Raw genomic sequence first — 14,664 nt, 5'->3', positions numbered from 1 at the left:
TGAGATCCCCCCACCATGACGATTAAAAACGTAATCTGTGATATCGACGGCGTACTGATGCATGACAACACCGCCGTTCCCGGCGCCGACCGCTTTCTGGCGCGCATTCAGGAGCAGGGCATGCCGCTGGTAGTGCTGACCAACTACCCGTCGCAGACCGCGCAGGATCTGGCCAACCGCTTTGCCGCCGCCGGCCTGGACGTGCCGGAAAGCGCGTTCTATACCTCGGCGATGGCCACTGCCGACTTCCTGCGCCGTCAGGAAGGTAAAAAAGCCTATGTGGTCGGTGAAGGCGCGTTAATTCACGAGTTGTACAAAGCCGGCTTCACCATCACCGATATCAACCCCGACTTTGTGATTGTCGGCGAGACCCGCTCCTACAATTGGGAGATGATCCACAAGGCCGCCTATTTCGTCAGTAACGGCGCGCGCTTTATCGCCACCAACCCGGATACCCACGGCCACGGCTTTGTCCCGGCCTGCGGCGCGCTGTGCGCCCCGATCGAAAAGATCACCGGCCGCAAACCATTTTACGTCGGTAAACCCAGCCCGTGGATTATTCGCGCCGCGCTGAACAAGATGCAGGCCCATTCGGAAGAGACGGTGATCGTCGGTGATAACCTGCGCACCGACATTCTGGCCGGCTTCCAGGCCGGCCTGGAAACCATTCTGGTGCTGTCCGGCGTCTCCACGCCAAACGATATTGAAAGCATGCCGTTCCGCCCGACCTATATCTTCCCGTCGGTTGCCGATATCGACCTGTTCTGATCGTCACGACGGCGGGGTTCCCGCCGTCGTATCATGTAACCCCCGCCAGTACGTTGAGTTTTATTTATTTGACACCGATAGCCTGTTTGCGGCTTTATTTTTTCCGCTGCAGGGTGCTGAAAAAACCACCAGTAGCGCGATTTATTTAACGAATCCTCAAAAAATAGCGCTTAAATATAAATATCCGCTAATTTTCACCCCATCACCGATAACTATTTTTCTCCTGAATATGAAAACGCTTGCGCCCGACGTCGTTTTTGGCGCATTTTCATAAACACCCCGTAGCCATCGTCCCGGCTGCGTATAACAGCAAAAACAACATCACAGTCCCAGAAAAGTCGTTTAGGAGAGTTTGTATGTGTTCTATTTTCGGTGTGCTCGATCTGAAGTCCGATCCTGCTGAGCTGCGTAAAAAAGCGCTCGAGCTGTCTCGTTTGATGCGCCACCGCGGCCCGGACTGGTCCGGCATTTACGCCAGCGATAAAGCCATTCTGGCGCATGAGCGTCTGTCGATCGTCGATGTTAATAACGGTGCGCAACCGCTGTATAACGCGGCACATACTCACGTTCTGGCGGTAAACGGCGAAATCTATAACCACCAGGCGCTGCGCGACGCATTGAGCGACCGCTATCAGTTCCAGACCGGCTCCGACTGTGAAGTGATCCTGGCGCTGTATCAGGAAAAAGGCCCGGCGTTCCTCGACGATCTGCAGGGAATGTTCGCCTTCGCGCTGTATGACGCGGAAAAAGACGCCTACCTGATCGGCCGCGATCATATCGGCATTATCCCGCTGTATATGGGCTTTGATGAGCACGGCAACCTGTTCGTCGCCTCGGAAATGAAGGCGTTGGTGCCGGTCTGCCGCACCATTAAAGAATTCCCCGCCGGCAGTTACCTGTGGAGCCAGGACGGCGAGATCCGCCAATACTACCAGCGCGACTGGTTTGACTACGACAGCGTTAAAGACAGCGTCACCGACGCCAATGCGCTGCGCAATGCGTTGGAAGAATCGGTAAAAAGCCACCTGATGTCCGACGTGCCTTACGGCGTGCTGCTGTCCGGCGGCCTGGACTCGTCGGTAATTTCCGCCATCACCAAAAAATACGCCGCGCGCCGCGTGGAAGATCAGGAGCGCAGCGAAGCCTGGTGGCCTCAGCTACACTCCTTTGCCGTCGGCCTGCAAGGCTCGCCGGATCTGCGCGCCGCGCAAGAGGTGGCCAACCACCTCGGCACCGTGCACCATGAAATTCACTTCACCGTGCAAGAAGGTCTGGACGCCATCCGCGACGTGATCTATCACATTGAAACCTACGACGTCACCACCATCCGCGCCTCGACGCCGATGTATCTGATGTCGCGCAAGATCAAGGCGATGGGCATCAAGATGGTGCTGTCCGGCGAAGGCGCCGACGAAGTCTTCGGCGGCTACCTCTACTTCCATAAGGCGCCGGACGCGCACGAATTCCACGACGAGACGGTGCGTAAACTGCTGGCGCTGCATATGTTTGACTGCGCGCGCGCCAACAAGGCGATGTCCGCCTGGGGCGTTGAAGCGCGCGTGCCGTTCCTCGACAAGAAATTCCTCGACGTGGCGATGCGCATCAACCCGCAGGATAAAATGTGCGGCAACGGCAAAATGGAAAAGCACATTATTCGCGAGTGTTTTGAGTCCTATCTGCCGGCCAGCGTGGCCTGGCGCCAGAAAGAGCAGTTCTCCGACGGCGTGGGCTACAGCTGGATCGATACACTAAAAGAGGTGGCTGCACAGCAAATCAGCGACCAACAGCTTGAAAACGCACGTTTCCGTTTCCCGTACAACACGCCGACGTCAAAAGAAGGCTACCTGTACCGTGAGATTTTCGAAGAGCTGTTCCCACTGCCAAGCGCCGCCGAGTGCGTGCCGGGCGGCCCGTCGGTGGCTTGTTCGTCAGCCAAGGCGATTGAGTGGGACGAATCATTCAAAAAAATGGACGATCCGTCCGGCCGCGCCGTCGGCGTACACCAGTCCGCTTATCAGTAAACGGCTATATATCAACATGACGGCGAACCTGCGGGTTCGCCTTTTTGTTGATGTTTTAAACCATAAATTGAATGAATTGCCGATTTTATCGCCATACTGTTCACAACCCAGACAAACGGCACCCTGCAACGCTTTTTCGGCAAAAAACTTGTTGACGCAAATCGGTCATATACGCATAATGCGCCCCGCAACGCCGATGAAGGTAGCGCGAAAAAAGATGGCTACGTAGCTCAGCTGGTTAGAGCACATCACTCATAATGATGGGGTCACAGGTTCGAATCCCGTCGTAGCCACCATCTTTTTTGCGGGAGTGGCGAAATTGGTAGACGCACCAGATTTAGGTTCTGGCGCCGCAAGGTGTGCGAGTTCAAGTCTCGCCTCCCGCACCACTCTCTTCATCGTCGTCGGCTCTGCTGATGGGGTATCGCCAAGCGGTAAGGCACCGGTTTTTGATACCGGCATTCCCTGGTTCGAATCCAGGTACCCCAGCCATCTTCTCTCTGGGAAGGCGGTCAGCAGGAAAGATTTGTAACGGTTGTTGGGGTATCGCCAAGCGGTAAGGCACCGGTTTTTGATACCGGCATTCCCTGGTTCGAATCCAGGTACCCCAGCCATACAAACAACCTGCAAGTCGATAAAGCAATATTTAGCGCGGCTACGTAGCTCAGCTGGTTAGAGCACATCACTCATAATGATGGGGTCACAGGTTCAAATCCCGTCGTAGCCACCATTGCTAAGTTTGCTTTCAACAATTGGGGTATCGCCAAGCGGTAAGGCACTGGATTCTGATTCCAGCATTCCGAGGTTCGAATCCTCGTACCCCAGCCACATTTAGAAAAGCCCACTTCGGTGGGCTTTTTGCTTTTCTGCTGCTGCCTTTAGCATGCAAACAAAGAAAAAGGCCGGGAGTCCCGACCTTCTATTTATCACGCCGTACGGTGCCTGCCCGACAGCTTATAAGCCCAGCGCATACTTCAGCGCTTTTTGTTTCAGCCCCCCGGCGCGTTCGGCGGCCATCAGCGCCAGATTGCGCGCTACGCCAAGCGGCGCCAGGCGATTGCTGAAGGCGGTATAAAACAGATCCATCCCGCTCTGCATCAGCAGGTTGTCGGCGCGGCGCCGGCGCTGATAGCGCTGCAGCACCGCCTCGCTCGACCATTCCTCACCCCGCTCGCGCGCCTCCAGCAGCACGTTCAGCAACGCGTCGACATCGCGGTAACCCAGGTTAACCCCCTGCCCGGCCAGCGGGTTGATGGTGTGCGCCGCGTCGCCGACCAACGCCAGCCCCGGCAGGACGTAACGCTGGGCATGGCGGCGCACCAGCGGGAACGATCCGGCGGCATGCGCCTTCACCGCGCCGAGCCGCCCCGGAAACGCCGCGGCAATCTCCTGCTCCAGCTGCGCCATCGGCATGCTTTGCAACTGACGAATGCGTTGCGGGCTGTCGTACCACACCAGCGAGGCCCAGTCGTCATACAGCGGCAGAAAAGCGCGCGGCCCGGAAGGGAAAAACTGCTGCCAGGTGGCATCCTGCTGCGGCGCGCCGGTCTGCACGGTAATCAGCATGCAGGACTGACGATACTGCCAGCCGCTGACGCCGATATCCGCCAACGTGCGCACCTGCGAGTGCGCGCCGTCGGCACCGACCACCAGCCGCGCCGTCAGCGTCTCTCCGTCATCCAGCGTCAGTCGCCATGCGCCCTCCCCGCGCTGCAGCGCCTGCAGCCTGGCCGGACAATGCAGCGTGTCACAGTGCTGCAGCTGCTGCCACAGCGCCAGCTGCAGCAGGCGATTTTCCACCATAAATCCGAGTTCGGGCAGGCCCAGCTCGGCCGCGTCGAACGCCACCCGCGCCGATTCCCACTCCCAGGTTTCCAGCCGGCGGTACGGCGCCGAGCGCATCTGCGCCAGCGATTGCCAGGCGCCCAGCTGTTTCAACAGAGCGACCGAGGCACAGCCAATGGCGGAAATCCGCAGATCCGGCGCGCTGTGCGGATCAAACGCCGCCGGCGCCTGATGCTCCAGCAGCGCCACGCTAAATCCGGCCTGCGCCAGCCCCAGCGCGGCGGCCGCGCCGACCATGCCGCCGCCGACCACGGCGACGTCGTACTCTGTTTGAGAAGTCTTCATGTTGGTTATGCTTGTTGGTTGGTGAGCGCCGCTCCACCCTGCGCGGCGTGTTGCCCTTAGTGTACCGGATTTTTCATCCGGCTTCAGGTCGCAGGAGCGTTTCCCCGCGCTGGTCACCGCCGCGGCAAGTGTTTACAATGCCCCTCTGCAATGTCGCTATCCCCGTCATAAGAGAGGCGCAGGCTCACGGCAGCCGCGCACGGTACGTTCCCGGGAATTCGCTGCGTTGCCGTCTCCCTGCAGCCTGAATGATTTTGGGTATAATGCAGCTTAATTTCGCTTCGCACTGATAATGGCTATTCGATGACCAAGAAACTACATATCAAAACCTGGGGCTGTCAGATGAATGAATACGATTCATCCAAAATGGCAGACTTACTGGGAAGCACGCACGGTTACCAATGGACCGAAAACGCCGAAGAGGCGGACGTGCTGCTGCTGAATACCTGCTCAATCCGCGAGAAAGCGCAGGAAAAAGTTTTCGCTATGTTGGGCCGCTGGAAGCAGCTAAAAGAAAAGAACCCGGATCTGATTATCGGCGTAGGCGGCTGCGTCGCCTCACAGGAAGGCGACCATATTCGCCAGCGCGCGCCCTGCGTCGACGTGATTTTCGGGCCGCAGACGCTGCACCGCCTGCCGGAGATGATTAACCACGTTCAGGGTACCCGCAGCCCGATCGTCGATATCAGCTTCCCGGAAATCGAGAAATTCGACCGCCTGCCGGAACCACGCGCCGAAGGCCCGACCGCCTTTGTGTCCATCATGGAAGGCTGCAACAAATACTGCACCTTCTGCGTGGTGCCTTACACCCGAGGCGAAGAAGTCAGCCGCCCGAGCGACGACGTGCTGTTTGAAGTTGCACAGCTGGCGGCGCAAGGGGTACGTGAGGTCAACCTGCTGGGCCAGAACGTCAACGCCTACCGCGGCGCCACCTACGACGGCGAGATCTGTACCTTCGCCGAACTGCTGCGCCTGGTGGCGGCCATCGACGGTATTGACCGCATCCGCTTCACCACCAGCCACCCGATCGAGTTCACCGACGATATCATCGCGGTGTATGAGGATACGCCGGAGCTGGTCAGCCACCTGCACCTGCCGGTGCAGAGCGGTTCAGACCGCGTCCTGACCATGATGAAGCGTGCGCATACCGCACTGGAATATAAGGCGATTATCCGCAAGCTGCGCAAGGCCCGGCCAAATATCCAGCTCAGCTCCGACTTTATCATCGGCTTCCCGGGCGAGTCTCAGGCCGATTTCGAGCAGACCATGAACCTGATCGCCGAGGTTAACTTCGACACCAGCTTCAGCTTTATCTACTCATCGCGCCCCGGCACGCCGGCCGCCGACATGGTGGACGACGTCAGCGAAGAAGAGAAAAAACAGCGCCTGTACATTCTGCAGGATCGTCTCAGCCAGCAGGCGCGGCAGTTCAGCCGCCGTATGCTGGGCACCGTGCAGCGCATTCTGGTCGAAGGTACCTCGCGCAAGAATGTGATGGAGCTGGCGGGCCGCACCGAGTGCAACCGAGTGGTCAACTTCGAAGGCACGCCGGACATGATCGCCCAGTTTGTCGACGTAGAAATTACCGAAGTACTGGCAAACTCGCTGCGCGGCGTCGTGGTGCGAACCGAACAGCAGATGGATCTGCGCGTGCACGAATCTCCGCAGTCGGTGATTGCCCGCACCCGCAAGGAAGACGAGCTGGGCGTCGGCACTTATCAGCCTTAATCGCCAATGCGGTAACGGTAACCTGGCCGGGCGTTTGCCCGGCTATTTTATTGTGCATGCCGATAAGAAAGGGCGCCGCTTTCTCACCGCTCACGCGGCGAAGTGGGCCGCATTTTTCATCATTTCCCCTTGAATTCCTGCGCTGGCGCACAGATAGATCAGGGGTAAACTTGCGCGCTTGCCGCGCACCATGAATAATTCATCGTATATCCGTCTTACTTCGGCTTCGCTGCCGGAGACGTTATTCAGGATATATGTGACTCAGGCTTTGCCCTGAACGCGCGCGTCCCGTACGCGCAACGTGACATCAACAGGCCCGATGTGACCTAGAGGAATAGTTTGAACGTCGCAACACAAGAAATTCTGTTAGAGCCCGCAGACAATCAGCGTTTGCTCAGCCTGTGCGGCCCGTTTGATGACAATATCAAACAGCTCGAGCGCCGGCTGGGGATTGAAATCAGCCGCCGTGACAACCGGTTTAAACTGGTCGGTAAAAACCCCTGCGTGGTGGCCGCTGCGGATATTCTGCGTCATCTGTATGTGGATACGGCGCCGATCCGCGGCGTGATCCCCGATATCGACCCGGAACAGATTCATCTGGCGATCAAAGAAAGCCGCGTGCTGGAACAGGTCGCCGACAGCGTGCCGGATTACGGCAAAGCGGTGAACATCAAAACCAAGCGCGGTATGGTGAAACCGCGTACGCCGAATCAGGCGCAGTACATCGCCAATATTCTCGACCACGACATCACCTTCGGCATCGGCCCGGCCGGTACCGGTAAAACCTACCTGGCGGTGGCCGCCGCCGTCGACGCGCTGGAGCGTCAGGAAGTGCGCCGCATTCTGCTGACGCGCCCGGCGGTCGAAGCCGGCGAGAAGCTAGGCTTCCTGCCGGGGGATCTCAGTCAGAAGGTCGACCCTTACCTGCGCCCGCTGTACGACGCCCTGTTTGAAATGCTGGGCTTTGAGCGCGTTGAAAAGCTGATCGAACGCAACGTGATCGAAGTCGCGCCGCTGGCCTATATGCGCGGCCGTACGCTGAACGATGCCTTTATCATTCTGGATGAGAGCCAGAACACCACCATCGAGCAGATGAAGATGTTCCTGACGCGCATCGGCTTCAACTCCAAAGCGGTAATTACCGGCGACGTGACGCAGATCGACCTGCCGCGCAACCAGAAATCCGGCCTGCGCCATGCGGTGGAAGTGCTGTCCGCGGTGGAAGAGATCAGCTTCAACTTCTTCCACAGCGAAGACGTGGTGCGTCACCCGGTGGTGGCGCGCGTGGTCATCGCCTATGAAGCCTGGGAAGCCGAAGAGCAAAAGCGCAAAGAAGCGCTCGCCGAACAGCGCAAGCGCGAGGCGCAGCTGGCCTCCGAGCAGGAGACGCCATGAGCCAGGTGATTCTCGATTTACAGATTGCCTGTGAAAACGCCGCCGGCCTGCCGGAAGAAGCCGCTTTCCAGCGCTGGCTGGAGAGCGTGCTGCCGCAGTTTCAGCCCGAGTCAGAAGTCACCATCCGTCTGGTGGACGAAGCGGAAAGTCACGATCTGAATCTGACCTACCGCGGCAAAGATAAGCCGACCAATGTGCTCTCCTTCCCGTTTGAAGCGCCGCCGGGCATCGAACTGCCGCTGCTGGGCGATCTGATCATCTGCCGGCAGGTGGTTGAACAGGAAGCGAACGAACAGGGTAAGGCCCTGGAGGCGCACTGGGCGCATATGGTTGTTCACGGCTGCCTTCATCTGCTAGGGTATGACCACATCGACGATGATGAAGCCGAAGAAATGGAATCTTTGGAAACCGACATCATGCAGGGGCTGGGCTATCCCGACCCCTATCTGGCGGAAAAAGATCCCACTTAACGTTAGCTGCTTACCCCACAGCCTCGTGCGCGAGGCTGTCGCTAACCCCTTACTCTGACATGAGTGATATTAACTAAAACGCCATGAGCGACGACAATTCACAAAGCAACGACAGCCCCAGTAGCAAGAAGGGTTTTTTTACTCTGCTCCTTAACCAGTTATTCCACGGCGAACCGAAAAACCGTGACGATCTGGTCGAACTGATCCGCGACTCCGAACAAAACGATCTGATCGACCCCGATACCCGCGACATGCTGGAAGGGGTGATGGATATCGCCGAGCAACGGGTGCGCGATATCATGATCCCCCGCTCCCAGATGGTCACGCTCAAGCGCAACCAGCCGCTGGAGGAGTGTCTGGACGTGATCATCGAGTCCGCCCACTCGCGCTTCCCGGTGATCAGCGAAGACAAAGACCATATTGAAGGCATTCTGATGGCCAAGGATCTGCTGCCGTTTATGCGCGCAGCGTCCGAGCCGTTCAGTATCGACCGGGTGCTGCGCCCGGCGGTGGTGGTGCCGGAAAGCAAGCGGGTCGACCGCATGCTGAAGGAGTTCCGCTCCCAGCGTTACCACATGGCGATCGTCATCGACGAGTTCGGCGGCGTTTCCGGCCTGGTAACCATTGAAGACATTCTGGAACTGATTGTCGGTGAAATCGAAGACGAGTATGACGATGAGGAAGATCGTGATATCCGCCAGCTCAGCCGCCATATGTACACCGTGCGCGCGCTGACCGCGATTGAAGACTTCAACGAGGCCTTCGATACCCACTTCAGCGATGATGAGGTCGATACCATCGGCGGCCTGATCATGCAGGCCTTCGGCCATCTGCCAACCCGCGGGGAAACCATTGAAATCGAAGGTTACCTGTTTAAAGTTGCCATGGCCGACAGTCGACGTATCATCCAGGTTCATGTAAAAATTCCGGACAACGCTCCGCAACCGAAACTGGAAGACTAAATTTCACATGGCCAACGCCTCTTTATTCGATCGCCAGCGGGTTCGCGCCCTGCTGGCGCTGTTGACCGGCGCCTGCGGCACGCTGGCGTTTTCTCCTTATGATCTCTGGCCGGCGGCCATCGTTTCCCTGTGCGGACTGCTGGCGGTCACGCTTAACCGCAGCGTGCGGCAGTCGGCGCTGCTCGGCTTTATCTGGGGGATGGGGCTGTTCGGCAGCGGCATCAACTGGGTGTACGTCAGCATCGCCGACTTCGGCGGGATGCCGTTCGCCGTCAATATCTTCCTGGTGGCGCTGCTTGCCGCCTACCTTTCCCTGTACACCGGGCTGTTTGCCGGCCTGCTGACGCGCCTCTGGCCGCAAACCCACTGGCTGCGGCTGGCGGTCGCCGCCCCGGCGCTGTGGCAGGTCACCGAGTTCCTGCGCGGCTGGGTGCTGACCGGCTTCCCCTGGCTGCAGTTCGGCTACAGCCAGATCAACGGCCCGCTGAAAGGCCTGGCGCCGCTGCTGGGCGTCGACAGCATCACCTTTGTGCTGATGTCGCTGAGCGGCCTGCTGGTGTACGCCGCCGCACGGCGCCGCATCCTGCCGGCGGCGATCGCCGTCGCCATGCTGCTGCTGCCGTGGCCGCTGCGTCAGCTGCACTGGTTTACCCCGCAGCCCGACAAGGCGGTCAACGTCGCCATGGTGCAGGGCAACATTGCCCAGTCTCTGAAGTGGGATCCGCAGGCGCTGGTCAGTACACTGCAGGCCTATCTGGACGCCACCCGTCCTTACGTGGGCAAAGCGTCGATGATTATCTGGCCGGAGTCGGCCATTCCCGACGTGGAAAGCAACCAGAACGGTTTTCTGACCATGATGGACGATCTGGTGCGCGCCAAACACAGCAGCCTGATCACCGGCATTGTGGACGCCCGCGCCACCCGGCAGGGCACGGAATACTTTAACAGCGTGATTGTTCTGGGTGAAAAAGAGCCGTACCGCTACCCGGCCGCCGACCGCTACAACAAACACCACCTGGTGCCGTTCGGCGAATTCGTGCCGCTGGAAACGCTGCTGCGGCCGCTGGCGCCGTTCTTCGATTTACCCATGTCCTCCTTCAGCCGTGGCAATTATGTCCAGTCGCCGCTCAAGGTGCAGGGCTACGATCTGACGGCGGCGATTTGCTATGAAATCGTGCTGGGCCAGCAGGTGCGCGACAACTTCCGTCCGAATACCAACTTCCTGCTGACCATCTCCAACGACGCCTGGTTCGGCCACTCTATCGGCCCGTGGCAGCACTTCCAGATGGCGCGCATGCGCGCCCTGGAGCTGGGCCGGCCGCTGCTGCGCAGCACCAATAACGGCGTCACCGCCGCGGTTGGACCAACCGGCGACGTCATCGCCGAGCTTCCGCAGTTCACCCGCCAGGTGCTGGAGGTGAAGGTGACCCCGACCACCGGCATCACGCCGTACGCCCGCTTCGGCGGCCTGCCGCTGTGGGTGATTACCGCCCTGCTGGGCGGCCTGGCGCTGTTGTTCGGCCTGCGCCGCCGTTAATCTGCCTCACGGGGGATGCCGCCGCGCGTCCCCCCTTTCTTCAGCCCTTCCCCTCTCTCCTGGCATGCTCCTTGCTTTGTTTATTCTGCCTGCGCGTCGGCGTTACCTGAGATGACGCGGCCTGGCAAATCCGCCGCACCATAACGGTGCCGCCGGATTTTATTGCATCTATTTGGTGCGCGTGATGTCTCAAATTACGAAACATATTGGTTTCATTTTGTTCACAATCGGCTATTTTCTAACGGTAATCTGTTCTAAGACTATCTTTATAATGTGAGCAATAAACAACCATTTTCACTCTGACGCGCTTTCGTCAGAACCACCACAACAGCAAGGAGTTGGACCATGCACATGCGTAAACTGGCGTTATCGTTACTGCTGATTGGGATGGCAGGCAGCGTAGCCCACGCGGAAGAATTGACCGGTACGCTGAAGAAAATCAAAGACAACGGCGTGATCGTTGTCGGTCACCGTGAATCTTCAGTTCCTTTCTCCTATTACGACAACCAGCAGAAAGTGGTGGGCTATTCTCAGACCTACTCAAACCAAATCATCGACGCCATCAAGAAAAAGCTCAACGCTCCCGACCTGAAGGTGAAGCTGCTGCCTATCACCTCGCAAAACCGTATTCCTTTGCTGCAAAACGGCACCTATGACTTCGAGTGCGGTTCCACTACCAACAACGTCGAGCGCCAGAAACAGGCCGCCTTCTCCGATACCATCTTTATCGTCGGCACCCGCCTGCTGGCGAAAAAAGGCTCCGACGTGAAAGACTTCAAAGATCTGGCCGGCAAACCGGTGGTGGTCACCTCCGGCACCACCTCTGAAGTGCTGCTGCACAAGCTGAACGATAAGGATCAGATGAAAATGCGCATCATCAGCGCCAAAGATCACGGCGACTCTTTCCGCACGCTGGAAAGCGGCCGCGCGGTGGCGTTTATGATGGATGATGCCCTGCTGGCCGGCGAACGCGCCAAAGCCAAGAAGCCGGACCAATGGGAGATCATCGGCACGCCGCAGTCGAAAGAGGCTTACGGCTGTATGATGCGTAAAGACGATGCCGACTTCAAAAAGCTGGTTGATGACACCATCGCCCAGGCGCAAACCTCCGGTGAAGCCGCCAAATGGTTTGATAAGTGGTTCAAACAGCCTATACCGCCAAAAAATCTGAATATGAACTTTGAACTGTCCGACGATATGAAGCAGCTGTTCAAAGCCCCTAACGATAAGGTTCTGAACTAATAACAACAAAGCGGGCACGGCGGCAACGCCGAACCCGCCCCGTTGACGGCGGGACAGACAGGTATACGGCAGGTCGTTCCCCTGCCGTATTTTCCCCCGACGCCGGACTGCCTAACTGAGCCAGACTAACTGGCCGCGGCGCCCGACGTCAGACAGCCGTCAATGTTTCATACCCCCACACGTTACCGCCCCGGTAACGCGAATGGTGACGGGTAGATCGGCTTATCGGAGTTTTTTATGTCAATAGATTGGAACTGGGGGATCTTCCTGCAGCAGGCGCCGTTCGGCAATACCACCTACCTGGGCTGGATCTGGTCCGGCTTTCAGGTGACGGTCGCCCTCTCCGTCTGCGCATGGATCATCGCTTTCTTTGTCGGTTCGCTGTTCGGTATTCTGCGCACCGTTCCCAACCGTTTCCTGTCCGGTATCGGCACCGTCTACGTTGAGCTGTTCCGCAACGTACCGCTGATCGTGCAGTTCTTTACCTGGTATCTGGTGGTGCCGGAACTGTTGCCGCCCGATCTCGGCATGTGGTTTAAAACCGAGCTTGACCCGAACGTACAGTTTTTTGTCTCCTCCATGCTGTGCCTGGGGCTGTTTACCGCCGCCCGCGTCTGCGAGCAGGTGCGCGCCGCGATTCAATCCCTGCCGCGCGGGCAACAGGCCGCCGGACTGGCGATGGGGCTGACGCTGCCGCAAACCTACCGCTACGTGCTGCTGCCGAACGCCTACCGGGTGATCGTACCGCCGATGACATCGGAAATGCTGAACCTGGTGAAAAACTCGGCCATCGCTTCAACCATCGGTCTGGTGGATATGGCCGCACAGGCCGGCAAACTGCTGGACTACTCCGCTCACGCCTATGAATCATTTACCGCAATTACGCTGGCCTATATCGGCATCAACGCCGTCATTATGCTGATCATGCGCATGGTGGAACGTAAAGTGCAGTTGCCTGGCAATATGGGGAGTAAATAATGTACGAATTTGACTGGGCATCGATTGTGCCAAGCTTCCCCTATCTGCTGCAGGGCATGGTGATCACCCTGAAAATCACCGTGACGGCGGTTATTTTCGGCATCATCTGGGGAACGCTGCTGGCGGTCATGCGCTTATCGCCGTTTAAGCCGATAAGCTGGTTCGCCACGCTCTATGTCAACCTGTTCCGCTCAGTGCCGCTGGTGATGGTGCTGCTGTGGTTCTATCTGGTCGTGCCTAGCTTATTACAAAAGGTTCTTGGGCTGTCGCCGCAAACCGATATTCGTCTGATTTCGGCTATGGTAGCCTTTTCGCTGTTCGAGGCCGCCTACTACTCGGAGATTATCCGCGCGGGGATCCAAAGCGTATCGCGCGGCCAGTCCTCTGCCGCATTAGCGCTGGGCATGAGCCACTGGCAGTCGATGCAGCTGGTGATTTTGCCGCAGGCGTTCCGCGCCATGGTGCCGCTGCTGCTGACGCAGGGCATCGTACTGTTCCAGGATACCTCGCTGGTTTACGTGCTGAGCCTGGCTGACTTCTTCCGTACCGCGTCGACCATCGGCGAACGTGACGGCACGCAGGTGGAAATGATCCTGTTCGCCGGCTTTGTCTATTTTGTCATCAGCATTGCCGCCTCGGCGCTGGTAAGCTATTTGAAGAAAAGGACTGTTTGATGATTTCCCTGAAAAATGTTTCCAAGTGGTACGGTCACTTTCAAGTGCTGACCGACTGCTCCACAGAAGTAAAAAAAGGCGAGGTCGTCGTGGTCTGCGGTCCTTCAGGCTCAGGCAAGTCGACCTTGATCAAAACCGTTAACGGGCTGGAGCCGATCCAGCAGGGAGAAATCCGCGTCAACGACACCCAGGTGAACCTGAAATCCACCAATCTGGCGCAGCTGCGCGCCAAAGTCGGCATGGTATTTCAACATTTTGAGCTGTTCCCGCACCTGTCGATCATCGAAAACCTGATCCTGGCGCAGGTAAAAGTCCTGAAGCGCGACAAGGCGGCAGCACGTGAAAAAGGCCAGGCGCTGCTCAAACGCGTCGGGCTGACCGCCCACGCGGATAAATATCCGGCGCAGCTTTCCGGCGGCCAGCAGCAGCGCGTGGCGATTGCCCGCGCGCTGTGTATGGACCCAATCGCCATGCTATTTGACGAACCGACGTCAGCGCTGGATCCGGAGATGATTAACGAAGTTCTGGACGTAATGGTGGAACTGGCGCAGGAAGGCATGACCATGATGGTGGTCACCCACGAAATGGGTTTCGCCCGTAAAGTAGCCAACCGGGTGATCTTTATGGATGAAGGAAAAATTGTTGAGGATCGTGATAAGGACGAGTTCTTTAACAACCCGCAATCCGATCGCGCCAAAGACTTCCTGGCGAAAATTCTGCACTGATCTCCCCCCATGCGCCCCGTCCGGGGCGCATTAA

At 58.1% G+C, this 14,664-nt stretch carries 12 protein-coding genes and 6 tRNA genes; 17 read left to right on the top strand and 1 reads right to left on the bottom strand.

The features are described from left to right. Positions 1-15: 15 nt before the first annotated feature. The 8 genes from CLM71_RS05605 to CLM71_RS05570 all read left to right on the top strand — a co-directional run bounded on the left by CLM71_RS05605 (position 16) and on the right by CLM71_RS05570 (position 3,617). On the top strand, positions 16-768 hold the full coding sequence (locus CLM71_RS05605) for an HAD-IIA family hydrolase (RefSeq protein ID WP_015671317.1): 753 nt from the start codon (positions 16-18) through the stop codon (positions 766-768). Positions 769-1,124: 356 nt separating this feature from the next. Next, on the top strand, positions 1,125-2,789 hold the full coding sequence (gene asnB, locus CLM71_RS05600) for an asparagine synthase B (RefSeq protein WP_105230122.1): 1,665 nt from the start codon (positions 1,125-1,127) through the stop codon (positions 2,787-2,789). A gap of 219 nt (positions 2,790-3,008) precedes the next feature. Then, positions 3,009-3,085: transfer RNA gene (locus CLM71_RS05595), tRNA-Met, on the top strand. An 8-nt stretch (positions 3,086-3,093) separates the two neighbouring features. Then, positions 3,094-3,178, top strand: a tRNA-Leu gene (locus CLM71_RS05590). 28 nt (positions 3,179-3,206) lie between these two features. Beyond that, a tRNA-Gln gene (locus CLM71_RS05585) sits at positions 3,207-3,281 on the top strand. A 47-nt stretch (positions 3,282-3,328) separates the two neighbouring features. Continuing rightward, positions 3,329-3,403, top strand: a tRNA-Gln gene (locus CLM71_RS05580). A gap of 39 nt (positions 3,404-3,442) precedes the next feature. Next, positions 3,443-3,519 (top strand) — tRNA-Met (locus tag CLM71_RS05575). 23 nt (positions 3,520-3,542) lie between these two features. Continuing rightward, positions 3,543-3,617 (top strand) — tRNA-Gln (locus CLM71_RS05570). 126 nt (positions 3,618-3,743) lie between these two features. Here CLM71_RS05570 and ubiF read toward each other — a convergent pair. Further along, on the bottom strand, positions 3,744-4,919 hold the full coding sequence (ubiF, locus tag CLM71_RS05565) for a 3-demethoxyubiquinol 3-hydroxylase (RefSeq protein ID WP_105230121.1): 1,176 nt from the start codon (positions 4,917-4,919) through the stop codon (positions 3,744-3,746). A 303-nt stretch (positions 4,920-5,222) separates the two neighbouring features. On the opposite strand from ubiF, the gene miaB reads away from it, so the two are divergent. The 9 genes from miaB to CLM71_RS05520 all read left to right on the top strand — a co-directional run bounded on the left by miaB (position 5,223) and on the right by CLM71_RS05520 (position 14,630). Next, on the top strand, positions 5,223-6,647 hold the full coding sequence (miaB, locus tag CLM71_RS05560) for a tRNA (N6-isopentenyl adenosine(37)-C2)-methylthiotransferase MiaB (RefSeq protein ID WP_105230120.1): 1,425 nt from the start codon (positions 5,223-5,225) through the stop codon (positions 6,645-6,647). A 339-nt stretch (positions 6,648-6,986) separates the two neighbouring features. Then, the gene (locus tag CLM71_RS05555; RefSeq protein ID WP_015671312.1) at positions 6,987-8,042 is read left to right on the top strand and encodes a PhoH family protein; all 1,056 of its coding nucleotides are present in this window, start codon (positions 6,987-6,989) and stop codon (positions 8,040-8,042) included. Then, a complete protein-coding gene (ybeY, locus tag CLM71_RS05550; RefSeq protein ID WP_105230119.1) occupies positions 8,039-8,512 on the top strand; it encodes an rRNA maturation RNase YbeY in 474 nt (157 codons plus the stop codon). Before CLM71_RS05555 ends, ybeY begins: the two co-directional genes overlap by 4 nt. A gap of 83 nt (positions 8,513-8,595) precedes the next feature. Beyond that, entirely contained in the window at positions 8,596-9,474 is an 879-nt protein-coding gene (gene corC, locus CLM71_RS05545; RefSeq protein WP_105230118.1) for a CNNM family magnesium/cobalt transport protein CorC, read from the top strand. Between the two features lie 7 nt (positions 9,475-9,481). Further along, on the top strand, positions 9,482-11,011 hold the full coding sequence (gene lnt, locus CLM71_RS05540) for an apolipoprotein N-acyltransferase (protein ID WP_105230117.1): 1,530 nt from the start codon (positions 9,482-9,484) through the stop codon (positions 11,009-11,011). Positions 11,012-11,356: 345 nt separating this feature from the next. After that, positions 11,357-12,253, top strand: a complete 897-nt coding sequence (locus tag CLM71_RS05535) for an amino acid ABC transporter substrate-binding protein (protein WP_105230116.1) — start codon at positions 11,357-11,359, stop codon at positions 12,251-12,253. A 237-nt stretch (positions 12,254-12,490) separates the two neighbouring features. Next, positions 12,491-13,231, top strand: a complete 741-nt coding sequence (locus CLM71_RS05530; RefSeq protein ID WP_015671307.1) for an amino acid ABC transporter permease — start codon at positions 12,491-12,493, stop codon at positions 13,229-13,231. After that, positions 13,231-13,905, top strand: a complete 675-nt coding sequence (gene gltK, locus CLM71_RS05525; RefSeq protein ID WP_105230115.1) for a glutamate/aspartate ABC transporter permease GltK — start codon at positions 13,231-13,233, stop codon at positions 13,903-13,905. Before CLM71_RS05530 ends, gltK begins: the two co-directional genes overlap by 1 nt. Next, on the top strand, positions 13,905-14,630 hold the full coding sequence (locus CLM71_RS05520; protein ID WP_105230114.1) for an amino acid ABC transporter ATP-binding protein: 726 nt from the start codon (positions 13,905-13,907) through the stop codon (positions 14,628-14,630). Before gltK ends, CLM71_RS05520 begins: the two co-directional genes overlap by 1 nt. Positions 14,631-14,664: the final 34 nt, after the last annotated feature.

The sequence above is a fragment of the Serratia sp. MYb239 genome (assembly GCF_002966855.1).
In the GTDB taxonomy this organism is placed as follows: Bacteria; Pseudomonadota; Gammaproteobacteria; order Enterobacterales; family Enterobacteriaceae; genus Serratia_B; species Serratia_B rhizosphaerae.
This window is presented reverse-complemented; position numbering and strand designations above follow the sequence as displayed.